23 protein-coding genes and 1 tRNA gene are annotated in these 24,179 nt (G+C 57.8%); 12 read left to right on the forward strand and 12 right to left on the reverse strand.

Annotated elements, in window-relative coordinates; genetic code table 11:
* Entirely contained in the window at positions 1–1,530 is a 1,530-nt protein-coding gene (locus ACP8KU_RS05690) for an SLC13 family permease (RefSeq protein ID WP_023017520.1), read from the reverse strand.
* Positions 1,531–1,757: 227 nt separating this feature from the next.
* Between ACP8KU_RS05690 and ACP8KU_RS05695 the strand changes: the two genes are divergently transcribed.
* From ACP8KU_RS05695 to ACP8KU_RS05705, 3 genes are all read left to right on the forward strand, one after another.
* Entirely contained in the window at positions 1,758–3,065 is a 1,308-nt protein-coding gene (locus tag ACP8KU_RS05695) for a DEAD/DEAH box helicase (protein WP_484484133.1), read from the forward strand.
* Between the two features lie 67 nt (positions 3,066–3,132).
* Entirely contained in the window at positions 3,133–3,945 is an 813-nt protein-coding gene (locus ACP8KU_RS05700) for a 3-methyladenine DNA glycosylase (RefSeq protein WP_484484157.1), read from the forward strand.
* A gap of 49 nt (positions 3,946–3,994) precedes the next feature.
* Positions 3,995–4,825: a vWA domain-containing protein gene (locus tag ACP8KU_RS05705; protein ID WP_023028795.1), complete on the forward strand. Its 831-nt coding sequence runs from the start codon at positions 3,995–3,997 to the stop codon at positions 4,823–4,825.
* Between the two features lie 62 nt (positions 4,826–4,887).
* Here ACP8KU_RS05705 and ACP8KU_RS05710 read toward each other — a convergent pair whose 3' ends face one another.
* The 5 genes from ACP8KU_RS05710 to secA2 form a co-directional block, all read right to left on the reverse strand.
* Positions 4,888–5,451, reverse strand: coding sequence for a MerR family transcriptional regulator (locus ACP8KU_RS05710; RefSeq protein ID WP_484484134.1), 564 nt, complete (start codon positions 5,449–5,451; stop codon positions 4,888–4,890).
* Positions 5,452–5,597: 146 nt separating this feature from the next.
* A complete protein-coding gene (locus ACP8KU_RS05715) occupies positions 5,598–6,191 on the reverse strand; it encodes a bifunctional nuclease family protein (RefSeq protein ID WP_005282879.1) in 594 nt (197 codons plus the stop codon).
* 38 nt (positions 6,192–6,229) lie between these two features.
* Positions 6,230–6,976: a transcriptional regulator FtsR gene (gene ftsR, locus ACP8KU_RS05720; protein WP_023017530.1), complete on the reverse strand. Its 747-nt coding sequence runs from the start codon at positions 6,974–6,976 to the stop codon at positions 6,230–6,232.
* A gap of 100 nt (positions 6,977–7,076) precedes the next feature.
* A complete protein-coding gene (gene odhI, locus ACP8KU_RS05725) occupies positions 7,077–7,511 on the reverse strand; it encodes an oxoglutarate dehydrogenase inhibitor Odhl (RefSeq protein ID WP_484484135.1) in 435 nt (144 codons plus the stop codon).
* 85 nt (positions 7,512–7,596) lie between these two features.
* On the reverse strand, positions 7,597–9,888 hold the full coding sequence (gene secA2 / locus ACP8KU_RS05730; protein WP_484484136.1) for an accessory Sec system translocase SecA2: 2,292 nt from the start codon (positions 9,886–9,888) through the stop codon (positions 7,597–7,599).
* A gap of 87 nt (positions 9,889–9,975) precedes the next feature.
* Here secA2 and ACP8KU_RS05735 point away from each other — a divergent pair, with 87 nt between their 5' ends.
* The 3 genes from ACP8KU_RS05735 to ACP8KU_RS05745 all read left to right on the forward strand — a co-directional run bounded on the left by ACP8KU_RS05735 (position 9,976) and on the right by ACP8KU_RS05745 (position 11,684).
* A complete protein-coding gene (locus ACP8KU_RS05735; protein ID WP_484484137.1) occupies positions 9,976–11,136 on the forward strand; it encodes a bifunctional alpha/beta hydrolase/OsmC family protein in 1,161 nt (386 codons plus the stop codon).
* On the forward strand, positions 11,136–11,534 hold the full coding sequence (locus ACP8KU_RS05740; protein ID WP_023017534.1) for a YchJ family protein: 399 nt from the start codon (positions 11,136–11,138) through the stop codon (positions 11,532–11,534). The genes ACP8KU_RS05735 and ACP8KU_RS05740 overlap by 1 nt, the downstream gene beginning before the upstream one ends.
* Positions 11,535–11,610: 76 nt before the next feature.
* A tRNA-Pro gene (locus tag ACP8KU_RS05745) sits at positions 11,611–11,684 on the forward strand.
* Positions 11,685–11,737: 53 nt separating this feature from the next.
* On the opposite strand, the gene ACP8KU_RS05750 is transcribed toward ACP8KU_RS05745, so the two are convergent.
* Positions 11,738–12,307 (reverse strand): cadmium resistance transporter, encoded by a 570-nt coding sequence (locus tag ACP8KU_RS05750; RefSeq protein ID WP_126318999.1) that lies wholly within the window; start codon positions 12,305–12,307, stop codon positions 11,738–11,740.
* A 96-nt stretch (positions 12,308–12,403) separates the two neighbouring features.
* Between ACP8KU_RS05750 and ACP8KU_RS05755 the strand changes: the two genes are divergently transcribed.
* From ACP8KU_RS05755 to ACP8KU_RS05770, 4 genes are all read left to right on the forward strand, one after another.
* Positions 12,404–13,330 (forward strand): ABC transporter ATP-binding protein, encoded by a 927-nt coding sequence (locus ACP8KU_RS05755; protein WP_023028790.1) that lies wholly within the window; start codon positions 12,404–12,406, stop codon positions 13,328–13,330.
* Positions 13,331–13,412: 82 nt separating this feature from the next.
* Positions 13,413–14,168, forward strand: coding sequence for an ABC transporter permease (locus ACP8KU_RS05760; protein ID WP_084539259.1), 756 nt, complete (start codon positions 13,413–13,415; stop codon positions 14,166–14,168).
* Entirely contained in the window at positions 14,168–15,304 is a 1,137-nt protein-coding gene (locus tag ACP8KU_RS05765; RefSeq protein WP_284609494.1) for a sensor histidine kinase, read from the forward strand. The genes ACP8KU_RS05760 and ACP8KU_RS05765 overlap by 1 nt, the downstream gene beginning before the upstream one ends.
* Positions 15,297–15,914 carry a response regulator transcription factor gene (locus ACP8KU_RS05770; RefSeq protein ID WP_005282866.1) on the forward strand — a complete coding sequence of 206 codons (618 nt, stop codon included), beginning with the start codon at positions 15,297–15,299 and terminating at the stop codon, positions 15,912–15,914. Before ACP8KU_RS05765 ends, ACP8KU_RS05770 begins: the two co-directional genes overlap by 8 nt.
* A gap of 128 nt (positions 15,915–16,042) precedes the next feature.
* On the opposite strand, the gene ACP8KU_RS05775 is transcribed toward ACP8KU_RS05770, so the two are convergent.
* A complete protein-coding gene (locus ACP8KU_RS05775) occupies positions 16,043–16,240 on the reverse strand; it encodes an antitoxin (RefSeq protein ID WP_023028787.1) in 198 nt (65 codons plus the stop codon).
* Positions 16,241–16,401: 161 nt separating this feature from the next.
* Here ACP8KU_RS05775 and ACP8KU_RS05780 point away from each other — a divergent pair, with 161 nt between their 5' ends.
* On the forward strand, positions 16,402–17,652 hold the full coding sequence (locus tag ACP8KU_RS05780) for a site-specific DNA-methyltransferase (RefSeq protein WP_484484138.1): 1,251 nt from the start codon (positions 16,402–16,404) through the stop codon (positions 17,650–17,652).
* On the opposite strand, the gene ACP8KU_RS05785 is transcribed toward ACP8KU_RS05780, so the two are convergent.
* Genes ACP8KU_RS05785 through ACP8KU_RS05795 form a run of 3 tightly spaced genes read right to left on the reverse strand, consistent with a single transcriptional unit; the run spans position 17,649 to position 21,801 of the window.
* A complete protein-coding gene (locus ACP8KU_RS05785) occupies positions 17,649–18,629 on the reverse strand; it encodes a CE1 family esterase (RefSeq protein WP_484484139.1) in 981 nt (326 codons plus the stop codon). The two genes, ACP8KU_RS05780 and ACP8KU_RS05785, sit on opposite strands and share 4 nt — an antisense overlap.
* Positions 18,626–20,368: an ABC transporter ATP-binding protein gene (locus ACP8KU_RS05790; RefSeq protein WP_484484140.1), complete on the reverse strand. Its 1,743-nt coding sequence runs from the start codon at positions 20,366–20,368 to the stop codon at positions 18,626–18,628. The genes ACP8KU_RS05785 and ACP8KU_RS05790 overlap by 4 nt, the downstream gene beginning before the upstream one ends.
* Positions 20,368–21,801: an ABC transporter transmembrane domain-containing protein gene (locus tag ACP8KU_RS05795; RefSeq protein ID WP_484484141.1), complete on the reverse strand. Its 1,434-nt coding sequence runs from the start codon at positions 21,799–21,801 to the stop codon at positions 20,368–20,370. The genes ACP8KU_RS05790 and ACP8KU_RS05795 overlap by 1 nt, the downstream gene beginning before the upstream one ends.
* Positions 21,802–21,838: 37 nt before the next feature.
* Here ACP8KU_RS05795 and ACP8KU_RS05800 point away from each other — a divergent pair, with 37 nt between their 5' ends.
* Complete coding sequence (locus ACP8KU_RS05800; protein ID WP_484484142.1) at positions 21,839–22,654, forward strand: class I SAM-dependent methyltransferase; 816 nt, start codon at positions 21,839–21,841, stop codon at positions 22,652–22,654.
* Here the strand turns inward: ACP8KU_RS05800 and ACP8KU_RS05805 are convergent, their stop codons facing one another.
* Positions 22,655–24,040 carry an anaerobic C4-dicarboxylate transporter gene (locus ACP8KU_RS05805; protein ID WP_284641759.1) on the reverse strand — a complete coding sequence of 462 codons (1,386 nt, stop codon included), beginning with the start codon at positions 24,038–24,040 and terminating at the stop codon, positions 22,655–22,657.
* Positions 24,041–24,179 lie beyond the last annotated feature (139 nt).

The following is a 24,179-nucleotide window of genomic DNA, read 5'->3' on the forward strand; positions in this document are numbered from 1 at the left end:
TTAGACCAAGCCCAGCCACGACCAGTAGGTGGCAGACAGCAGCAGGATGAGCAGGTACCCGACAATGGTCAGCGGGATACCGGAGCGCAGGAATTGCTTGGTGCTAAAGGCACCGGTGCCATAGGCCAGCATGTTCTGCGGCGCCGAGACAGGCAGCAAGAATCCGAAGCAGATGACGAACTGTTGGATGACCACGAAGCCGATGCCGCCGTTGGGCACATCCAGCGTGGAGGCCAAGGCAATAAAGACCGGGATGAGTGCGGAGGCCAGCGACGTCGCTGAGGCAAAGCCCAAGTGGATGAGGATATTAAATAGCGATACCAGCGCAATCGTTGCCAGAATCGGCAGCGAATCCAGCCCCATCAATCCGAAGGTCTTTTCTGATAGCCACGTGGCAGCGCCAGTATCCAGCAGGAAGGAGCCAAGGGAAATACCAATGGCAAAGACGATGAGGGTACCCCAGCTCACGGACTTCTGCGCCTCTGGCCAGGTAAATACGCCGATCTTGGGCAGCAGCATCAAGGCGACGGCCACCGCGGTAATGACGGCCGAGCTAATCGGGTGCAGAAGCCCCTCCGTGGCCCAGAAAAAGAGCAGGAGGAGGGAAAACCCGATGAGCCTTTTCTCTTCCGGTGAGGTGGGCCCAAGGTCCTCTAGCTGCTTGGCGATGAGCTCCTTTCCTCCCTCAATGCGCTCCGTTTCCGGTTTGATGACGGCGCGCATGATGAAGTACAACGCGACGGACATCAGGATGGACCAGGGCGCGGCCCAAATAAACCACTGCCCCCAGGAGACCGACTGCCCCATTTGATCCTCAATAAATCCCACCGCCACGAGGTTTTGTGCGGCTGCGGTTTTAATACCTACATTCCAGATCGAGACGGCCTGCGCTGCGGTAATGACGAGTAGGGCACCCAGCTTCGACTCATAGGACAAGCCGAAGGCGGCTACCATACCGAGCAAGATAGGCACCACGGCGCCCGCACGCGCGGTGGCAGAGGGAACGAAGAAGGCCAAGATGATGGCGATCGCGATGGCGCCGATAACGATGTGGGAGGTCTTCTCCCCCGCGATCTTCAGCACGTACAGCGCAATCCGCTTGTGCAGGCCCGTAGCCTGCATCGCTCCGGCCAAGATCAGCGCCGCGGCCACAAGCGCTACCGCAGACGAGGAAAATCCTGCCATCGCGACCTTGAGGGCATTAGAGGTGCCATAGATACCATCGGATTCTGGATCCGGCCCGAGCCCCAAAAGTAGGGAGATAAGGCCGACGATCAACAGTGCGCTCACCGGATAGCTCACGGCCTCGGTCACCCACATGATCACCGCGAAGGCCAGCATGCCTAGGGCCACTTTAGCGGGCCAGTCGAGTCCCGGGATCGGGATAAGTAAGACGGCCGCGAGGGCCAGGAAGGCCAGCGCGAACCACACGGCATCAAGGTGAAATTTCTCCTTTTTCGTGGGTTCGGTAGATTCCTGCGGCGAGGAGTGGGAAGAAGAACTGGCTGTGGATGCTTGTGCTTGAGCCATGGAGACGACTCCTTAACAGTTCGTTGTGGCCCTGGGATGGGCCGGTGAGTGGAGGAATAAATCGTGTGTGCTTCCCAGCACCACCTTCCACGTTAGGTAATAACCAGTGAAATACCTAAAGTAGAGCCCTATTTTTGCTATGGCATTTCTCACTCATAAAGAGGGTGCCTAATCGTGCGCTGGCCGATGCGGAATTTTGCGCACCCACCAGTTAGAATTGCCCAACGATGACTACTTTTGCCGAACTCGGCTTACCTCAGCGCGTGGTTCACGTTTTGAACGACCAAGGAATCACGGAAGCATTTCCCATCCAAGCCGCAGCCATCCCGGATGTACTTGCGGGCAAGGACGTACTCGGCCGCGGGCCTACCGGATCCGGAAAGACCTTTACCTTCGGGCTTCCCACGCTGGCCCGATTGGCTGGCTCGGGTGCCTCGACCCCCGGCCACCCCCGTGCGGTCGTCCTCGCCCCCACCCGCGAGTTGGCGACGCAGATCCAACAACGCCTCGATGAGCCCGCCGCCGCATTAGGGCTGCGCGTCCTCGCGGTGGTTGGCGGCGTCAATATCAACCACCACATCCGGTCTTTGGCGCGCCCAGTGGATCTCTTGGTCGCTACACCTGGTCGCGCCCAGGATCTCATCGCCCAAGGCAAGTTGTCCTTTGACAAGGTGCAGATCACCACTTTGGACGAGGCGGACCAGATGGCCGATATGGGGTTTCTTCCCCAAGTGCGCAAGCTCTTAAACTACACCCCGCCCACCGGTCAGCGGTTGCTGTTTTCGGCGACCCTCGACGGGGACGTCAATAAGCTGGTCGAGCAATTCCTGCACGATCCCGTAGTCCATTCCACCGCACCGGTGACCGCGGCGGTGGAATCGATGTCGCACCACCTGTTTTTCGTCGGCGATCGCCCCGCCCGCAACGAGGTGGTTATGCGCATCGCCGCACGCGCGGGCAAGACCATTATGTTCATGCGAACCAAGCACGGCGTGGATAGGCAGGTGAAAAAGCTAAGGCGCATCGGCATCAACGCCTATCCACTCCACGGGGATAAGGGCCAAGGCGCGCGCACCCGCGCCATTTCCGGCTTTGCCGATGGCTCCATTCCCGTCCTCGTTGCCACCGATATCGCAGCACGCGGCATCGATATCGCAGACGTCTCCCTCGTCGTCCACGTGGATCCACCGGCAGAACACAAGGCCTACCTGCACCGCGCCGGACGAACGGCGCGCGGCGGCGCAACAGGCACGGTGGTTACCCTGGTCACCGATGAACAGCGCTCAGAAGTAGCTGCGCTCATCAAAAAGGCCGGTGTGGACGCAACCGAACACGATATTTCCCACCGCGATAACCCGGCCGGCGCTCCCGAGCTGCGCACGGTCACCGGTGCCCGCAAACCGCACGGACCGGCCCTTCCACCGCCGGGCCAAGACGGTTCGCACGGCTCGGGCCAGCAACAAAAGAAACAACCCCCACGCCAGCAGAAGAAACCGGTTGGTGGTGCCAGGAGGGGTAAGGGGCGGCGTCGTTAAGCGCTGGCGCAATAGAAAGGAGGATAGGCCCGTGCAGGTTTTATCTACCGCTGACTGGACCGCCCGCATGGATGAGCACGAGCGGCGGGCAACGGACCGCCTGGAGCGGTTTCGCCATCCCGGCACTTATCATCCCGTATTTGATTTCCTCTTTGAGTACTACCCTGTCCGCCCGTCGCATCTGAAGCGTTGGCACCCGGGCATCGACACGGCGCTCGCGGGAAACGCGCCGCAGGCTAACTGGCGCGATTACCACGAAACCGCGGATGGCATCACCGTGGACGTGGAGTCCTACATGAAACGGCGCGGCAGCTCCGTCGACTATATTCTGGACTTACTGCGGCGCTCTTCTACCAACCCGGCGCACTTTGATTGCTTTGGCCTGCATGAATGGGCGATGGTCTACCACACCGATTCCCCGCGCCACGATCTCCCGCTGCGCTTAGGCGCCGAAGGGACCAACCACGTCGTGGATACTCACTCCCTCAAGTGCTCGCATTATGATGCCTTCCGTTTCTTTACTCCGCCGGCGCGCCCGCTCAATCTGACGGTGCTCCACCGCGAGGATCAACCAGCCAACGACCAGGCAGGCTGCGTGCACGTGAGCATGGATCTTTATAAATGGGCATGGAAGCTGGGGCCCTTGGTCCCAGGTGATCTCTTCCTCGATTGCCTGGATCTGGCTATCGATGCCCGCATCCTTGACATGGAGGCCTCCCCGTACGATTGCCGCGACTGGGGCCTTGGGGTAGTGCCCATTGAAACGCCGGAGGGAAAGGCAATATACGTCAATCGTCAACGCGGCTTGGCCCAGCGCGCCAAACCGCTGCGCGAGCGGCTTGTCGCAGTAATGGAAACGGCTTACTCCCAGATACACTAGATTAAGCGCATCACGCGCTGGCTCGGGAGACTTCGGAGAAAGGCATTACATGGCACGGCACTCAAACGGGGAAAACAAATTCGCGATCGCCGGATGGGTTGTCGCGGTTGCCATCATCGCGATCCTTGCCGTCATTGCACTGGTGGTTTTCTTAATGCGTGGAGGCGATGACTCCAACGACACTACGGCCGCCGAGACCACCTCCGAATCCGCTGTAGAAAGCAGTACCGCGGTCCCCTCCTCTACTCCTGCTACGACGAGCACCGATGCTGCGAAGCCTTCAGAGGAGAACGGCGCCAAAGATTCTAGCTCCCCGGCTGCCTCTTCCACCGTGGAAATGGCGCCCAATACCCTCCTTCTTGTTGATACTTCCGCGAATATGACCGCGATGTTTGATGCAACGCAACAAGCGCTTTCGGGCACCGCAGGAAAGCTGAGCCAGAATAATAGCCAGGTTGCCCTCTGGAACTATTCGTCTCCTATCTCGGAAGCCGCCACGGTGGGCTACCGCGATAACCTCGGATTCGGCAATGGCGCTGCGGTTCCGGATACGCTCGCGGCATTCGGCACCGGTGGGGTGCCGCAATCGCGCAGCGCCACAATTGCCGCGCTGAACACCGCTGCGGATCAGGCCGCCGGTACCAATCGGAAGGCACGGGTGCTCCTCGTGACAACGGGCACCGAGCTCGATATGGACGATGCTCAGTTTTCTGCCGCTCTTGACGGCGCGAAGTCAGACAACGTAGAGCTATCCGTCGTCCACGTGGGCCCAGGGGCAATCGATGAAGAGCTAAAGAACGCCGCTGACAACTTCACCAGTGTCGATGCAGGCACGCAGGAAGACCTCAACGCGGCAATGGACAAGGCTGCCGGGGTTTAATCAAAAAATTCTCCCTCCACCCCCGTGAGCTGGGGTCTGGAGGGAGAACCTATTAAGAGGACTTAGGAGCTCTTGCGATTGCGGCGAGCGGCGAGCTCATCCAAGCCAACCACGTTGTCATCGGGCAATTCCTCGGCGCGCTCTGCGGGGAAGGACGTAATCGTGCCGGACAGTTCCTTCAAGATTCCCGGCACTGCGATGCCAAAGACGCCCTGGCCGCCGGCGAGAAGGTCAATGACCTCATCATTGGAGCGGCACTCGTACACGGTAGTGCCATCAGAGACGAGGGTGAGTTCCGCCAAGTCATTGACACCGCGGTCGTGCAGCGATTCCACGGCCAAGCGGATGTTCTGCAGGGAGATTCCGGTATCGAGCAAGCGCTTGACAATCTTGAGGACCAAGACGTCCTTGAAAGAATATAGGCGCTGCGAGCCCGAGCCGCGGGCGGTGCGAATGGAGGGGTTGACCAGGTTGGTGCGTGCCCAGTAGTCCAACTGGCGGTAGGTGATGCCAGCAACCTGGCAAGCGATGGGCACGCGGTACCCCACTTCTTCGTCCGGTCCCACATCAAAAAGGGATTCTTGGACGTACTGGGACTCGGACTGAGTGTCCTCGGTGATGCTCACGTAATTACTCCAATGGGGTTTGTTGGAAGCTCTAAAGATCAATTAAATGCCAAGCGCACACCCTCGTCAAGCGGTGCTTGCTTAACCTTCGAGTACAACTTTAGACTTTAAAAACCACATTGTCACCATTAGTCACACGCGTGTCATTAATTTTTTTCGTCTTCTTCCCCCGTGTGGAAATCGGATTCATCCATGCCAAGGCTGCGCATCATCTCTTCGAAATCGGCATCGGCCTGCGCGTTTCCGGATGCAGAGGTGCTTTCCTCGGCGGAGGAGGCATCGCTGTCTTCCCAGTCCTGCGTGGGGGTAGGAAGCTCGAGGTCGAAGTATTCCTTGATGTCGTCCTCGCTGGCGAAGACGGATACCTGCGCCAAGAGCGCAGATTCGGCAACGATGGGCACCTTAAAGTACTCGGCTACCGCCAAGGCATCGCTTACACGCGCATCAAAAACTTCACCTTGCGCGGTCTGAATATCCACCATGAAGGTGCCTTGATGATGGTTGACAATCTCGATGGCTTCGACGCCACCTGCAGCCTCCAAGACCTCGCACAGAAGATCGTGGGTCGTGGGGCGGTTCGGGCGCTGGTCAGCAAAAACGGCGGCCAATTGGATTCCGTCTACGGCCGAAAGCCAGACGGGAATGAGGCGATTTTCTTCGGGCCAACGCAGCAGTGCGCAGACATCATCTTCTGGCCCAAGCTGGTGAATGCCGTGAAATTCAAGGGTTACATCACTCATAGCTACCACTCTCCCACACGGGAGGCGGCCATGGTGAGTTAGGCGTTAAATTCGTGGCGCAAATCCGTCTTTACCAAGGTGGCATGCAAGGAAACCACTAGCGCCGTCATCTGCTGGGATAGTTCTTCTGCCTGCTGGTGTGCGGTATCGGAATTCGAGTGCGCTACGGGGGCTGCGACTTGGGAGATTAAATCCGCCTGGCGGCGGGCGCTATTGCGCAGGGACTTCAGCTGGCTAGAGCTAAAGCCAAAAGCCTGCAGTGCAACTGCGGCAGAGGCAATGGCCACGTCATCGGTATTGAAAAATCCTGCGGCATCCGGCTTAATCAGCTTGTCCTTGATAAAAGAGGCAATATCCGCCTCCGATGCCCCCGCCTGCTCTGCTACCTCGGCATCGGTCAGGCGCGTTACCGCGGGTGCTTTGAACTGCTGCGGGGACAGCAAGGTCTCCGCATTGCCAGCAGAAACAATGGCGGTGACCTGGCCGGAATCCATTGCTTCCAGCTGCTCGCGAATGACCTTGAGCGGGGTGTAGTTATCCCGCTGTGTGGTCAAGATATAGCGCAGCCTATCCACGTCTTCCTGCGTGAACCGGCGGTAGCCGGAGGCAGTGCGCTGGGGAGAAATCAGCCCCTCTGATTCGAGGAAGCGGATTTTAGACACAGTGACATCAGGGAATTGCTGATTCAGCGTTTCTAAGACCACGCCAATGGACATGGTCTTAGCCTTCTTCGTGTTCGGGCTCTTGCGGCGAGCTGATGCCGCCGCGGATTCTGCTGCGCTCACTGTGTCTATCTCTTTAAAAGTGTCTCAGTAGTCGTTGGATATAAAAAGGAGACTAAACCGCTTTAACCAAGGACGGCAAAACGGTTTGTCTGCTGCAGTTTTAGTCCTGCTTGGTGATGAATACGAGGCGGAATTTACCGATTTGAATCTCATCTCCAACCTCGAGCGACTGCGAATTGCGCGGCTCGCGGTTGACGTAGGTGCCGTTCAAGGATCCCACGTCTACAACCTCGAATTGGCCTTCATCATTCTTGCGGAATTCAGCGTGGCGGCGGGAAACGGTGACATCATCCAGGAAGATATCTGCCTCCGGGTGGCGCCCCGCCGTGGTGGTGTCCTGGTCAAGCAAGAAGCGGGCACCGGCGTTGGAGCCGCGCTTGACGACGAGCAACGCCTGGCCATCTTCCAAGTTTTCCGTACCTACCGCAGAGGTATCGGTTCCCTTGGTGCCATTTTCCATTTCCTTGAGCAGGTCAGCGCGGAATACAGAGGTGGTCTCCACCTGTGGTTCCGGGGTTCCGGTGTTCTCGCTCATTGTTACCTCCGGGGATTAGTTTTGAGTTACTTATACCAATAATAGCGACTCTTCCGAGTCTGTGATCTCTCAGTGGGCAATTATTTCACCGGAAAATGTTTCCGATGCCGCTCAACACGGAATTTCCCTGCCCCGCAAGGGGGTTATCAGAGACCATATAGGTCCACGTTGCGCTTGGACGGTTCAATCCTGAGTCTGCAAGGTGTGCCCCCTCAGAGTCAATAGGCACCTGTCTGAAGGTCTCTACTGACTGATCCACCGCCCGCTGCGCCAAGTCCTTAAACTCGCGCACCGCAATGCGGTGATATTCATCGATCGGGGTCTCGCGCGCGATGGCGCGCAGGTGAATGGATTCGCGCACATCATCGAGCAGCTCGAGGTGATCGGCCCAGCCCATGTCTAGGTGATACAGCATGATTTCGCGCGCCGCCTGGATGCGCGCCGCCTCCGGGATATCCGCAAGCTCGCTCGCCCGCTCTGGGGCGCGCTCGGCTAGTTCCTGCCAGGCTTGGTCCGTATCCAATAGCGTTGCACGGCGCTTATCGATGATGATGCGCTGGTCCGCCAAGAGCTGGTTATATTTCCAGGTTTGCGCGTGAATCTCTAGCAATTGGCCCTCTGTTACCCGCTGGCAATGGGCCACAAAGTCCTGCACCCGTTTGGATTCGATGAGCCCGCCAGGGCCAGGTTGCGCACTGACCTTTTCCCCAGCGCCGCCTTGTTGCACCACATCATCTTCCAGCGAGACGAAAAACAGGGCCAAGCCTGGGTCCCCTTGCCGCCCTGCACGCCCACGCAGCTGGTTATCGAGCCGCGCGGTGCGGTGCCGAGAGGTTCCGATCACGGCAAGGCCGCCGCGCTCGGCCACCTCATCGTGGTCGGCCTCATCGGCACCACCGAGCTTGATGTCGGTACCGCGGCCGGCCATTTGTGTGGAGACAGTTACCCGCCCAATATCGCCTGCTTCGGCAACAATCTGTGCTTCTTCGCGGTCATTTTTGGCGTTGAGCACGTTGACTTCGATATCGCGTTCGCGCAAGGCCTCAGCCAAATTTTCTGATTCCGCCACGTCTTGGGTTCCCACGAGCACCGGTTGACCAGCCTCGTGCAGGCGGGCAATTTCTTCGACGATGGCCGCCGACTTCTCCCCTATGGTGGCAAAAATACGGTCCTGCTCATCGAAGCGCCGCAAGGGCTTGTTCCGGTCGATGACGGAGACGTGCAGGTCATAAAATTGCCGCAGCTGGTCGGTGGCCTCTACCGCAGTACCCGTCATTCCACAGACCAGCGGGTACCGGCGCATGAGTTCTTGCAGGGTAATCGTATCGAGGATGCGCCCGCCCTCTGAGACTTCCAAGCCCTCTTTGGCCTCTACCGCGGCCTGCAGCCCGTCGGGCCAGCGTTGCAGATCGGCGACGCGGCCACGGGAGGCATCGATAAGCTGCAGCTTGCCGTCCACCACGATGTAGTGAATATCGCGGATCAACAGCGCCTTTGCGTGCAGCGCCAAGTTGACCTTGACTAGGACGGTACCGATAGTGTCCTCGGAATAAAGGGAATCGATGCCAAGCTCTCGCTCTACGCGGGCTGCGCCGACATCGGTAAGCTGCACCGTGCGCCCATCATCCGAGATAACGTACTCGTGGTTCTCCCGCAGTCGGGAGACCACATTGGTAATTTGCCCCGTGGGCGCCTCACCTGGGCGATTTCCGGCGAGCACCAGCGGCACGAGGGCCTCGTCCACCAAGACAGAATCGGCCTCGTCCACCAAGGCGACATCGCCAGGAGCCTGCACCGTCTGTGCGCGTTCGGTGATCTGATTATCGCGCAATAGGTCAAAGCCCAATTCATTGACGGGGGCGTAAATAATATTCTGCGAATAAGCCGCGCGGCGCTCATCCGCGCTCATGCCCTCCGTCACAGAAGCTACCTGAAGGCCAAAAAATTCCACGACGGGCCGCATCCATTCGGCATCGCGGCTGGCTAGGTAGTCATTGACCGTCACGACGTGAACGCGCTTTCCGGTCAGCGCGAAACCCGTTGCGGCCATCGCGCCGACGAGAGTCTTGCCCTCACCGGTAGCCATTTGAATCACATCACCGGTAAGCAGGCGCAGTACCGCCTGCGATTGCACGGTAAATGGGTGCAGGCCCAAGGTGCGTTCGCACGCTACAGCCAAGGCGCCGAGGAATTGCGCCTTGTCTGCGACCTCGCCGCCGCGCACCGCATCGCGGGCGGCTTGAGCCACGGCAGCATCGTCGCTCTGTGCGAGTTTCTCCGCGGCGGAGCGAGCTTCATCCACGATGGCCTTGGATTTCTTATCGTTTCGCTCGCTTTGCGAGCCCATCGCTTTCCAGAACCAATCGAATGCTCCCACGACAATTCCTCCTTTAGGGGCTGGCTGCCTACGACTCTAGTCAACCTCATCTGGCTTGGAACTTATGGGGCCGTTATTGTAGGTGCCATGCAATCCGTCAATGTTAAGCTGCCGTCCAGCCGAGGAACCGAGATGGCAGGAACCATCGACTTTCCTGATGCTCCCCCTCTCGCCTTCGCCGTCTTCGCGCATTGCTTTGCCGGCTCGCGCCATACCCCTGGCGCGGCCCGCACCTCGAAGCAATTAACGGAATTCGGTATCGCCACCTTGCGCTTTGATTTTCCCGGTTTGGGGCAATCAGAAGGCGAGTTCGCGGACACCACGTTTAACCAGAATGTCGACGATATCCGCGCCGCCGCGGACTGGCTAGAAGAACACTATTCCGCACCACAGATGCTCGTTGGTCACTCCTTGGGCGGCGCAGCGGTGCTCAAGGCCGCCACGGCAATGAAAAAGATTCGCGCCGTGGCCACCATCGGCGCCCCCTTCGATCCCGCGCACTCCGTGCTACACTACGCGGATAAGATCGGTGAGGTAGACGCTAATGGTGAGGTCGAGGTCGTCTTGGGCGGCAGGGCCCTGACCATTTCGCGCAAATTCCTGGAGGATTTGGCAGAAACCAATCCGGAAGAATATCTACCGCGGTTGCGCAAGCCCCTCTTGTCCCTGCATTCCCCCATCGACCAAACGGTGGGCATCGACAATGCGCAAAATATCTTCCGCATGACCCGCTACCCCAAGTCCCTCGTCTCGTTGGATAAGGCCGATCACCTGCTCACGAAACAGGGTACGGCGGCCCGCGCCGCTGATCTGATCGGTGCTTGGTCGCGGCAGTTTATCGTTCCCGACTATGAACCTGAGGAAGTGGGCACGGATGCCGCCGTTGCACGTCCAGCTACCGGCACCAAATTTGGCGTCGTGGTGCGCCACAATGATCACTCCGTGACCGCGGACCGCACCAAAAAGGAAGGCGGCAAGGGCAAGGGCTTTACTGCAACGGGTCTGCTCATGTCGGCCCTGGCCGCCGCCTCCACCCAGGCCATCAAGGAGGCTGGCAAGAAGCTTGCGCTTGATGATGTCCACGTGACCATCACCCAAACCGGTACCACCTCCTTCGAGCGCCGCATCGAACTAAAAGGCTCCTTGAGCTCTGCCGATGTCGATGCACTGCGCGCAGCCGCGCGTGATACCGATGTCGAGCGCATGGCCGCCGGCGCCACCATCACCGATGTCGTGGACGCCAACTAATGGTGGCCCTCAACCCCATCGCCGGTTCCCGCCGCTGCCCCTGCACGAGCGGGCTGAGCTTTGGCGAATGCTGCGGCAAGTACCATGCCGGTGCCAAAGCTCCCACCGCCGAGGCCTTGATGCGTTCGCGGTTTAGCGCCTTCGTCAGCGGCGATGAGGACTACCTCCTGCGCACCTGGGATCCGGTGACTCGGCCGGGCTCATTGGACTTGGCTGACTCCCCCATCAGGTTCTACCGCCTCGATATCCTCGATACCGAGCGAGGTGGTCTTGTAGACGATGAAGGCATCGTGGAATTTGAGGCCTTCTACAAGGGCGAGGCAGTGGGCTCCCAGCGGGAGCGATCATCTTTCCGGCGCCTTAATGGCGCTTGGGTCTATTCCACCGGCGAGCTTTAATGCAGGTCACGGCCTAGATTTCACTGTGGAATTATCCTGATGTAATCTAGGGCAGTCGCAACAAATAATGCGACGCCGGGCTATGGCGCAGTTTGGTAGCGCACTACACTGGGGGTGTAGGGGTCGCAGGTTCAAATCCTGTTAGCCCGACAAATTGTCCCTCGGCTATGGAATCACCTCCACGGCCGTGGGATTTTCTGTATCTACACCGCAAATAGGATGGCGAGACCAAGCAGGATAAGCACCGTGGGGAATAAAACGCTCTCCCACTTCTCTAGTGCTTCTGCTACGGCTGGCCGGGTGGCCACGAACTTCGCGGCCGCTACAAGGCCGGCGACCAAAACGAGGAATACGATGCAGTACACCGCGATGTCTGCCGGCGCAGACGTGGTAAATACCGGCAGGTACACACCGATATTATCGCCGCCGTTGGCAAACGTGACCCCGGCTACCGCAGCGACACTGAGCTTCTTTCCAGAAACGTCATCGTCGTCTTCCCCGCGAAAAGCCTCCCAGGCTGCCCAGAGGCCAATGGCCAGGGGAATAAGCCCGAAAAAGCGAATCCAGTTTTCCGGAAGGATGGCGCTAAGTCCCAGACCAAGTGCCACGGAGACCGCGAGGATCCCCAAAAATCCCAGGTACTGGCCCAAAAGGATGGTTTTAGTCGTGCCCTTCCTGCCCGCGCCACGGGCAAAGAATAGCGAGAGAACAACGATATCGTCGATATTGGTGACGATGAATAAGACGATTGCGGATGCGAGAGTAGTAAGCACCCAGCTAGCTTAACGCATCCACCGATGACAATTGTCATGGAAACCTAGTGACACAGTTCCTGCTATTACGAACACAAGCCTGGTTAAGTGCAAAACATGAAAACGACACGCACCCCAAGCTCAATTTCCTCACCAGCGATTAAAGTACGCGACGTAGAAAAAGTCTTCGCAGCAAATTCCTCGCATTCAGTGCGAGCACTTAATGACGTATCAGTCTCCATCGCCCCCGGGGAAATCGTAGCGTTGCTAGGTACCAACGGCGCTGGAAAGTCCACACTCATTGACCTCATCTTGGGGCTTACCGAACCATCTTCCGGCACTGTCACAGTCCTAGGCAAAAGCCCCCAGGAAGCGATCAACAACGCACAGCTAGCAGCGGTGCTTCAATCCGGAGGTCTTCTCCCTGACCTCACCGTAAGCGATACTTTAAAAATGATTTCCGCTACCTTTGCCCAGCCCCTAGACATTGGCGAGGTTGCACATCACACCAACTTAGAACCGATATTGTCTCGACGGGTAGGCAAGTGCTCTGGTGGCGAGCAACAACGTCTTCGATTCGCGCTGGCGCTCCTAGGTGACCCGCAGATTCTCATCCTTGACGAGCCGACTGCCGGTATGGATCCAGGCGCTCGCCGGGACTTTTGGGCGTCTATGCAGCACCAGGCTGAGCTCGGGCGCACCATCTTCTTCGCGACTCACTATCTCGAAGAAGCAGACAATTTTGCTGAAAGGATAGTGCTTTTGCACAAAGGGGAAGTTGTGGCCGATGACAAGGTAATTGACATACGTAGCCGTGGCGGGGTCCGAAGAATTACGGCCCAATTTGACGGCAGTATTCCTCCAGTCAGTTCGCTACCGGACGTAACTGATGTCACCCGCACTGGAGATCACCTTCAAATGACTACCTCAGATTCGGATTCGCTGGCCCGCCATCTTCTTAACCACACAGGCGCCTATGACCTCACCATTAGAGCTCATAGTCTGGAAAATACTTTCCTCGCGCTCACCGATGAGCACAGCTAACCCAATTCTCCTCCCGCTAGCCCCCAAACGAAAGATTCCAACCATGTCTAATAGTTCCACCGCGCCTGGGTTTAGTAACACAATGCGTTTTGCTGGGTACAATTTCCTCCGGCTACGCCGCAACCTCGCCCCGCTATTTTTCACCACCATTTTGCCGGTATTTTTCTATTTACTTTTCGGCACACTAATGGACTTTGGCAACCTTCCCATTCACAACGGTAACTTTGCAGCTCTCCAAATGATCAGCATGGCCCTGTACGGCGGCGTCGCCGGTGCGGTGGGAGCCGCTGCTGCTTCAGTCACTGATGCTCGATCCGGTTGGAGACGCCAACTAGCGCTTACTCCGCTGCGCCCTCACCAGATCTTCTGGGCGAATATCACCTCCATAGCATTGCAAGCTCTGCTCCCCATTGCAGCAGTGTTTCTCACTGGTGCGTTAACTAAAGCTGACATGGAGCCCCACCAATGGGTTCTGTCCTTTCTTGCGTGCGTTGTTGTCTCTATTCCCTTTGGCTTATATGGGATGATATGGGCACTTGCTTTACCGACGGATAACTCCGTGGCCATTGCTTCTTCCTCTATTGTCCTCCTGCTGTTCGCCGCCAATGTCTTTATCCCCCTATCTTCCTCACTTATGGCGTTTGCCCGCTTTACACCCCTTTTTGGCCCAGTAGTGCTGGCTCAATGGCCGTTGGCAGAAGGGATGCAACTGCTCAATGATGCCGATGGCACGGTTAACCATTCCTTGTGGAGCGCGGGACTAAACTTCGCCGTATGGACCGCAATTTTCGTCGGAGCCTGCGCAATGCTGCTCCACCGCGACAAATCACGAATGTAATGGATTCATTCCATTCGCCCTTCAAGGGATTCGCTACAAATAATGCGGTGTTTGCTAGCGTTTGGCTTATATTTCTGCTCTTCGGCTTAATTCTCAGTTTCGCTCAGCCTGGTGTGGACGCTACGCAGCGCCTAGGTTCCACTGCCTGTGTTATCGCTTTCAGCGCCCTATATTTCTTCAGCTTTGGTTCAGTGACTTACTACCCGCGGGGCTGGAACTTACGTTATCGCTTGGCCGCTCGGTGGTCTGCCTTAGCGCTCATAGCACTTATCTCCATACCCTTCTTCGGAGTTTATGCTACGACGTTTGTGCCCTATCTAGCTGCTTTCCTCGGGTTTCAATTACCGTTGCGTCGGGCATTATTATGGGTACTTCTTACCGGACTCGTAGTCACAGGTGCCTTATGGAGCGTCGATTCGCAGGACCTCTTAGGGACATTCATTGTGATATTCGGCTGGCCAATTTTGCTGGTGTTGCTAGGCACAATGTCTCAAAGAGAAGACTCGCGCACGGATTTAGAGCATCAACTCGATCTCGCTCGCCAACGTGAAGACATTGCCACAGACGTCCATGATTTGCTCGGTCACTCGCTTACCGTCATCAATTTAAAATCTGAGTTGGCACAGCGGCTAGTAGACGTAGATCCAACTCGAACTCGAAACGAGCTTCAAGAAATAAGTGACCTTTCCCGTAAGAGTTTGGCAGAAGTCCGCTCCACAGTTACCCGGATGCGTATGCCGACCTTCGAAGGAGAAGTTCAGGCAGCACGACGAGCATTCGATACTACAGGGATTCAAGCGCATCTTCCTGCCAACGTCCAAGCCGTAGGACTTTATGACGCCGCCTTTTCCTGGGCATTACGTGAGCTCACCACTAACGTTATTCGCCACTCAGGAGCACAGAACTGCTGGGTTAGCATAACCCAAAATAAGCTCCAAGTCGTAGACGACGGTTGCGGCTTCGATCCGAAAAAGCAGTACCAAAGTGGCGGGCTACACGGGCTGCACAAGCGAATGAAGGACAGCGGCGGAAAGTTGATTATTATGAGGAAGGACGACCGCACCGTAGCGCTGATTACTATGAATGGTGATACTGAGTTACTACCCTTAGACAGTGAAGTGGAGTCCGATGGCTGATACATCTCCACCCATCCGCATCCTCATCGCGGAGGATCAATCATTGGTTCGCGGTGCCCTTGTCGCTCTCCTAGCTACCGAACCAGATATCGAGGTAGTTGCTCAATGCGCAACGGGCAACGAGGTTGCAGGGCTCGTTGCCAAGCACAATGTGGAGGTAGCTCTACTCGATATTGAGATGCCTGGAAAGAGCGGTCTAGACGTAGCTGAAGAGCTCTCCGGCGGTCCATGCAAATGCCTCATCGTTACTACTTTTGGCCGTGGCGGCTATGTAAAACGTGCTATTGATGCTGACATCGCTGGATTCATAGTCAAAGACACTCCCCCAGAACAACTCGCGGAGGCAATTCGCCGAGTAAAGGCTGGGCTGCGGGTGATCGATCCTGCCTTAGCACGAGAAAGTCTTTTTACCCCGGACAACCCGCTCACACCCCGGGAACGAGAAATCGCGCGGCTTTTATTATCTGGGGTGACTTCCTCAGAACTGGCGCGCAAAGTGCATCTTAGTCCAGGCAGTGTACGCAACGTCGTCTCCAGTATCATGACAAAAACCGATGCAAATAATCGCTATGAGGCTGCGACGAAAGCCCAAACTCAGGGTTGGATTTAAAAAGCGCATTTTTCACCAGTCCAATCGGACCGCGTATTCCAGAAAAATCGGCCATAGACATAGGCTTAAGCCCCGCTCCTGTCTGGAACGGGGCTTAAGCGATATTTAATTAGAAACTAGGGCGAGAACTACTTGTTCTCGTCGTCACCGTCGTCATTGGTGCCGAGCTTGTCATCAATGGCATCGCGGGCCTTGTCCACCTGGTCTGCCTTGTCCTCGCCCAGCTTGTCCTTGGCAAAGTCCTCGGCCTTGTCCAAGCCTTCCTTGGTAACTTCCTCGCCCTTTTCGGAGTTCAGTGCTTCCTTTGCCTTGTCAAAGATACCCATTGCTAATCCTTTCGCTGTTTACTTCATCTAACCATTGCCCTAACCGGCAACACTGCCCACGATAACGACACTGCCCGTGCTTCGCCACCAAAGCTAGCCAGAGGCCCTAAAGTGATAGCGTTAATGAGACCAATGACCAGCTCGCACGGAAAAGGCAACAAATGACCCACACTAGCCCTAGTGCAGATGGCAATGCCGGAGAATTCTTTGGGCTGGTATGGCCTGGCAAGCAAGCCGCGCGCGCGGCGGCGGAGGCTCCCCTATCTTCCGAGTTCGAGCTCGATGCTGCGTTAAGCACCTCTCCTACCTCGCCCAATAGCATCCACCTGGCCGATAACCTGCCGGTTCTACAGCACTGGGTTACCTCTGGCGAAACCTTTGACGTCATCTACATCGACCCGCCGTATAACACCGGCCGAGACTTTGTCTACCGCGATAATTACCGCGCGCGGCGCGAGGTAAATTCCGGCAGCTATGCCCAGTGGCACGCCGAATGGCTGTCCATGATGCTCCCGCGGCTCATCTTGGCGCGGCGCGTTTTGGCGGAGAACGGCTTTATATTCGTCTCCATCGGAGAGGACGAGGCTGCTAATACCCGCAAGGTCTTGGACGAGGTCTTTGGTGAGGGCTGCTATGCCGGGCAATTCATTTGGAAAAAGGCCGGCACTGGGAAAAACGATTCCAAGTATGCGGTGGTAGAACACGAATACATCCTCTGCTATGCCAAGAACCCGGATAACCCTGGATTTAACCTGGATGCAGAGGGCTACACCAGCACCAAATATAACCACGAGGATGAACGCGGCAAATACTCCTTGGTGCGCCTTGATTCTAAGACCCTGGGGTACCTGCCATCGCTGGATTTTCCCATTGCCTCACCCGATGGCACGCAACACTGGCCGGACCAACCGGCTGGACACAGCCAGGTAGCGCGCTGGCGATGGGGCAAGGACATGGTGGAAAAACGCTACGATGAGTTGGTCTTTCGGCGCGGATTCGTCTACACCAAGAACTATCAAAAGGCAGGGGCGCGGCCGCGATCCATCCTCGATGGGCAAAGGTTTGGCGTAACGCGCACTGGGCGCCGCGACGCAGAAGAGGTCATGGGCGTAGAGGGAATCTTTGATTTCCCCAAGCCAGTGCGCCTTATCAAGCATCTCATCGCCATTGGCGGCGGGGACGATGCCCGGGTGCTCGACTTTTTCGCAGGCTCTGGCACCACGGCGCAGGCGGTCATGGAACTCAACCGGGAAGACAATGGCGCGCGCAGCTTTCACCTGGTGCAAATTCCAGAGCCCACTGCCCCGAACAGTGCGGCGCACCGGGCAGGCTTTTTTAGCGTCGCGGATATTTGCGTAGAGCGCGTGCGATCCGTGCCTGGATCCTCTTTCCGGGCCTACCGCGCAAACTAGGTTTCGCGGGTGCCGTCGGGCCTGCCCGGAATACCGAAGAAGTCCAAGACTCGGTCAGTGGCGAAGAACTTTCCTACTTCATTATTTTTGTCTCCAAGACCACCCGGCCACACGTGGGAGCCGCCGCCGATTCGGATATGCTCCAGCGGTGCAGAGCATCCCCGCCAATGCATGTCGAGGGCATTATTAACCAAGCGGTTGGTGTCTACCTTCTCCGAGCATTCATTGCGCTTGCGGTCCTGCTCTAGGACGGATTCGACCGAGAAATATTTGGTCTTGTGCCGGGTTCCGCCATAATAGCCCACGACAGGGTCATCGGTGCCGTGCATATCGAGGCGCCCTACGGGTTCATGGGCGCAATCTTTCAGAATATCTTCGTAATATGCAGCGGAAATGGTCGCGACCGAGTGGAAGATGCCGGGCATCTGGCAGGCCAGGTAGGCAGCAAAACCGCCGCCATTGGACATTCCGGTGGCAAAAAGCCGCGAATCATCAACGTTATAGGTCGCGCGGAGGGAATCGAGGATATCGAGCACGAATTTCTTGTCCTCGCTCCCGCTCGTTTCCGCATATGGGGCTGGACTCCACGCCTTTTTCTTGCCCGTGGGAAAGACGGTAATGGCTTGTGCCGCATCGAGGCGGGAATAGCCGCGCAGGTTTTCCGCTGACTGCCCCCACCCGTGAAATGCCATGACCACTGGCCACTGTTTTTGGGACGTGTACTTTTCCGGCACGCTGAGGATAAATGAGCGCCCGGACGGCAGATTGATCGTCGTATGCGATCCCGGTTCTGGGCCACTAAGCGGCGCAGAGGTAGGAATCCTGAGCTGCGAGGCAGCCGAACCGTGCGATTGCGTGCTTTCGCTGCGTGCCGCCGAGCCTGATTCTTCCTCGTTATTTGCGCATGACACGCCCAGCGCCGCCACGCAGCACAAGACTGCGGTGCTCAACGCAGCGCGCACCGGCCTCCGTCTCATGATGTTCGTCCCTTCTGCCAAGCGGCCCATAATTGTTTATAACGGCCCCCATAATTTAGCAGTTCTGCATGGCTCCCCTGTTCTACCACCCGGCCATTGTCCATGACCACGATGGCATCGGCGCGCGAAGCCTGATCCAGGCGGTGCGCAACTACCAAGGCGGTCCGACCCTCCATCACAGTCTCTGCGGCGTCCTCTAAGGATTCAGCGCCCACCGAGCCTGCTTCCGCCGTGGCTTCGTCCAAGATAATAATGCGGGGATCCAGCAGCACGATTCGGGCAAGTGCCAATTGCTGCGCAGCCACCGGGTCCAACGGCATGCCTTGCGCGCCCACGATGGTATCGAGGCCCGCTTCCAGATCGAAAAACCAGTCAGCCTGCACTTGGCGTAGGGTCTGCACCATTTCCTCATCGGTGGCCTGTGGCGCTGCGAGTGCAAGATCCTCGCGCAAACTCCCAGAAAAGACGTGCACCTCCTGGGAGACGAGGGCAAGGCGCTGGATACGCTCGGCATCGGAAAGCAGGGCAACCTCGACGCCATCGACAAGCACGGTGCCCTGATCTGGGATGCGCAAGCCCGCGAGCAACGCAGCCACGGTGGATTTCCCGGCGCCAGACGCCCCGACGAGGGCAACCGTTTCGCCGGGCTTAATCGCAAGGTTGAGTCCCTCGACGGCCCAAGAGTTATCGCTATAGCGGAAGGAAATATCCCGCATATCAACGCTGCCATCGCCCCTCGGTGCACCGCTATCCGGTACCGGCGCGGGCGGATCGATGACCACGCCCACGATACGCGCCAATGAGGCATACCCAGATTGCACCGTATCTAGCACGCGCATCAGCCCCATCAGCGGCCCGCGCAGGCGTATGAGCAATAACATCGCCGCGGTGACCGCTCCAACAGTAAGCGCATTGGCCTGCACCACCCAAAAGCTCACCGCCAAACCGCTGGCCAATAAGACCAGTTCAATGCCGGTGAGGTGGGCCTGGAGCACCATCATCGTCCGGCGCGCGTTATACCCTTCTTCCACCACACGCGTTGAAGCCGCGCCGATCCGGTCGTGCATCGTATTTTCCATGCGGAACGCGCGCACCGTGTCCCTGCCGTGGATCGCCTCCAAAAGCCGGCGGGCGCGGTCCGCCATGGCGGCGCGTTCTGCGGCATACCGGTCAGGGGCGCGCCGCAAGTAATACCGGCCGGCTAAGAAATACAGCGGGGTCACGGCAAGGATAACCACGAGGTATTGCCAATCCACCGTAAGCAGCGCCACCCCCGTTGAGGCAATGGCAAAAATGGACTTCGCCAGCACGGGGACCGTCTCTGTGACCGCGGCGGATAGCTCTGCCACGTCATCAGTAGAGCGCGATACCAAGTCCCCGGTTCCGGCGTCCTCGACGCGGTGTGTGGGAAGGCCGAGTGCCGTAGAGACCATATCCTCGCGCAGAGAAGCGATGACTCGCTCGGTGAGCTGGGATAGGACGTAGAACCCCGCCGCTGATAATGCGGCAGACGCGGCGGCAACCCCGATAAGCACGACGCCAAGGAGGGCGATGCTGGCGCCCGTCGTAACGGCATCAACAATTTTGCCAAGCAGGATCGGGATGGTGACATTGGCCGCTGCTCCGGCGATCAAAAACACCACGGCGATAAGGGCGCGGCGACGCGCGTTCGGGATAACTGCTAGTTGCTGCGCCACAACCTCTCGCACCTGTGACCACGTAGCGGTGGGAAAACGCATTAGGACTCCACCCCCACGGCATGCCAAGCAGGCGCCGACGTATAGACGATGGTGGGTTTGTCCTTCCGGTAGCCCGCAACGCGATGAGCTACGTCTTGCTCGGTAACTGAATCGACCGCTGTGGTGGGATCAGAAAGGATCAGCACCTCTGGATCCGCGGCTATAGCACGCGCAAGCGCGACTCGTTGCTGCTGGCCGCCGGACAAATTGTTTCCGCGCTCACCCACCGCGCGGTCCAGCCCACCGGGAATATCCTCGCCCGCGGCCACCTCTAAAGCCCGTGCGGCCGTATCCGCATCCGGATGAATATTGTCTTGTACGGTCCCGTCAAACAGCATGACCTCATGTGGCACGACGATGAATTTTTCCCGGGGTAGGTCTCGCAGTTCTTCCGGAGCATGTCCATCGATGGCGGTCACCCCTGGCCGCAGCGCAGGAACCTGTGGTGCGGCGTCCTCGGGAAGTCCAGGAGCGCCCAGCAGGCCCACGATTCGCTGCGCACTCGCCTGCGCCGCGGCCCACCGGGAGGCAATATTCCTTCCCAGCATGGTCATCGGGGTAATGATGAATTGGGTAAGGCCAATGATCATAATGAGCTCACCAATGCTCATCTGCCCATCCAGCGCCAGGTAGCCGGCGGCAACGGCGACGGCGATGACATAAATCGAGCCCAGCGCCTCCGTAGAAGCATTCAATCCTGCCTGCGCCGCATTGGCTTCAACGGTTCGCTCGTAGGCGGCATCGGAATCGCCCGCATACCGCTTGCGCACCGTGCCAATCGCTCCGATCCCTTTAATAATGCGCAGGCCATGGACAATATCCGTCGCCGTCGCGCTCGCCCGGCCCAATGCTTCTTGCCGGATACCAGAGCGCTTGCGCAATGGTCCTGCCGAGCGCAGCGATCCCCACACCACGATGGGGCCGCCGCATAAAATGGCCACGCCTAGCGGCAGATTCACCCGGCTGATCATCACCGCGACATAAATGATCGACGTAATCTCCGCCACCGGGAACACCGTCATCATCACCGCGTTCTGCACACGGGTCGCATCGGTCGAGGCAATGGCCAATAACTCCCCTGGCGTGCGTTTCGGCCCGCCCATCCCTTTGGGATCCATAATCCGATCCGTAATGGCCATGCGCACGTCGTGGCCAATAACGAGCATGCTGCGCGCATTGAGCCCGCGGCCACACCACCCGGTAATGGCATTAACCGCGAAAGCCAGGATCAGGAGTGCAAGCCACCACCACAGTCGCGCTATCGATCCTTCCACCACCGCTTCATCGATGGCATAGCCCACGATGACCGGCGTTGTGCCGTTGAGTACGAAGGAGATAGCCATGCACACGGCCGCTGGGATGGTCATCCCAGGCCGGGAGAAGACAGTCTTCAGCAACCACCGCCGATCTGATGGTTCTGGAAGTGTTGCCATAACAAGCCATTCTAATTCCCGGTAGGTTAGATAGCCTATGTCGACTCGCCACCCCAACCCCCAGCACTTCCCCAGCTACCGCAATCCCTCTGCGAAGCAGAAGCCTACCTTTGGCACCGATCCCCAGCGCACCCAGGCAGCGCGCGCCTTCCACCGCGGCGCCCACACCTATCAGGATGTTCGCCCCCATTACCCGCCCGAGGTTGCTGAGCTCATTGCCGGCGCCCACCGCGTTGCCGATATCGGCGCCGGCACCGGCAAGCTCACTGAGTCCCTCACCAATCCCACCGTGCTCGCGGTCGAGCCATCTCCAGACATGGCCCGCGTGCTCCACCGCCGCCTGGATATTCCCATCATCCGCGCCACGGCCGAGCACACCGCGCTTGCCGATGCCTCCCTCAACGCCGCCTGCCTCGCCCAAACCTGGCACTGGGTCGACGTTGCCGCCGCTTCCGCCGAGCTGGACCGCATCCTCGCGCCGGGCGGGCGCGTCCTTTTAGTGTGGAATACCCTCGACGTACACGCGGATCCCTGGATCCTTCGGTTAAGCCGCATTATGCACTCCGGCGACGTGCATAAGCCAGGCTTCTATCCCGAATACAAAGCACCCTGGACCTTAGACCGCGAGGTCCGTCTAAGCTGGACCCACGAACTCACCCCAGAACAGCTCCACCAACTCATGCACACCCGCTCATACTGGCTCAGAAATAACGAGGCCATCCACGAGCGCATGACCCACAACCTGAACTGGTACCTCTACGAACACATGGGCTTTTCCGCCGGCCAAAAACTGCACATCCCGTACCGCACGGATGCTTTCGTGCTGGTACGGGAGGCGAAGTCTCGCGACTGATTACAGGAGAACCTGGGCCAAGAGGGAGCCGACCACACAGGAGGTAAATACGGAGATCGCTCCGGGGATAAGGAACGAGTGGTTGATGACGTATTTGCCAATCCGCGTCGTACCCGTGCGATCGAAGCCGATGCAGGCCAAGTCGGAAGGATACGTGGGCAAGATGAAGTAACCATAAGCCGCACCGTAGAAACCAACGATGACAGCCGGGTCAATGCCCAATTGCAAACCAATGGGAGCAATCGCTACCAGTGCAGCGGCCTGCGAATTGACCAATTTGGACACAACTACCAACACGACGGCGTAGGTCCAAGGGGCCGCCTCGACGACAGAACCCAAGTTCGTTTCCAGGGCATCGATATGGGATTGGAAGAACGTATCTGCCATCCATGCAACACCGAAGACCGAAAATACAGCGGTCATGCCGGCCTTGAATACTGGAGTAGACGCAATCTTTTTGGTATCCACCTTGCAGCTAAGAAGGATGATGGCACCGGCAACGAGCATGACCATCTGGATCACTAGGTTCATCGATACCGGGCTCAGCTCGCCATCATCACCAGGAACCAGCGGGCGCAGGAACTCGAAAGCACCGAGGAGGACCACGCAGGCAATAGCGACGAGGAAGACGACGACCGAGCGCTTAGCCTCGCGGGAAAATTCTTTACCGATGAGCGAATCGGCGCTTTCATTGATGCTGGCGGCAAACTCCGGGTCTTTCATCCGCTCTTGGAAAGCCGGATCCTTGTCCAGGTCCTTGCCTCGACGCAGCGACCATAACGCAGCGAGGAGCACACCACATAATGATGCGGGTAGCGCTACCGTAAGAATCTGCGGAATCGAATAAGCCTTGTCGATAGCTCCAGCATTTTCCGCAAGGATCGACGCAAGAGAAACGGTAGCCACAGACACCGGTGAAGCGGTAATACCCATCTGCGCCGAGGTCGAGGCCACTGCCATAGGACGCTCAGGACGGATTCCCTTTTTGAGCGCGATGTCTTCAATGATCGGAAACATGGTGTAGACCACGTGGCCAGTGCCGCACAGTACGGTAAGGAACCAAGTAGTCAGTGGTGCCAAAATGGTGATGCGCTCTGGATGAGCACGCAAGAACTTCTCCGCATGCTGCATCATCACTTCCAAACCTTGTGCTTGTTGCAATGTGGCTGCACAGCCGATAACGGCAATGATTGTGAGCATGACCGACACGGGGGGCTCGCCCGGTGCCAAGCCAAATACGAAGACCATCAGCATCAAGCCGATGCCAGAAATTAATCCGAGGCCGATCCCGCCATAGCGGGTGCCCAAAAGCAAAGCACTTAAAATGATTATGACTTGAAGCACGATAGCCAGGACTGAATCCGGGGCAATCACATTCGCTAACATGTCATGCCTTTCAAACAGAAAGTAAATGGTTGACAAGTTTTATCCTATCGGCGCCATAGTGCTTTCACCGAAGCGAAAAGGAGAGCGAAGTGTCACACCATTGTTGGTGACACTTTTGCTCTCCTAAGTGGTAAAATAC

Source organism: Corynebacterium sp. LaCa_282, from assembly GCF_057198125.1.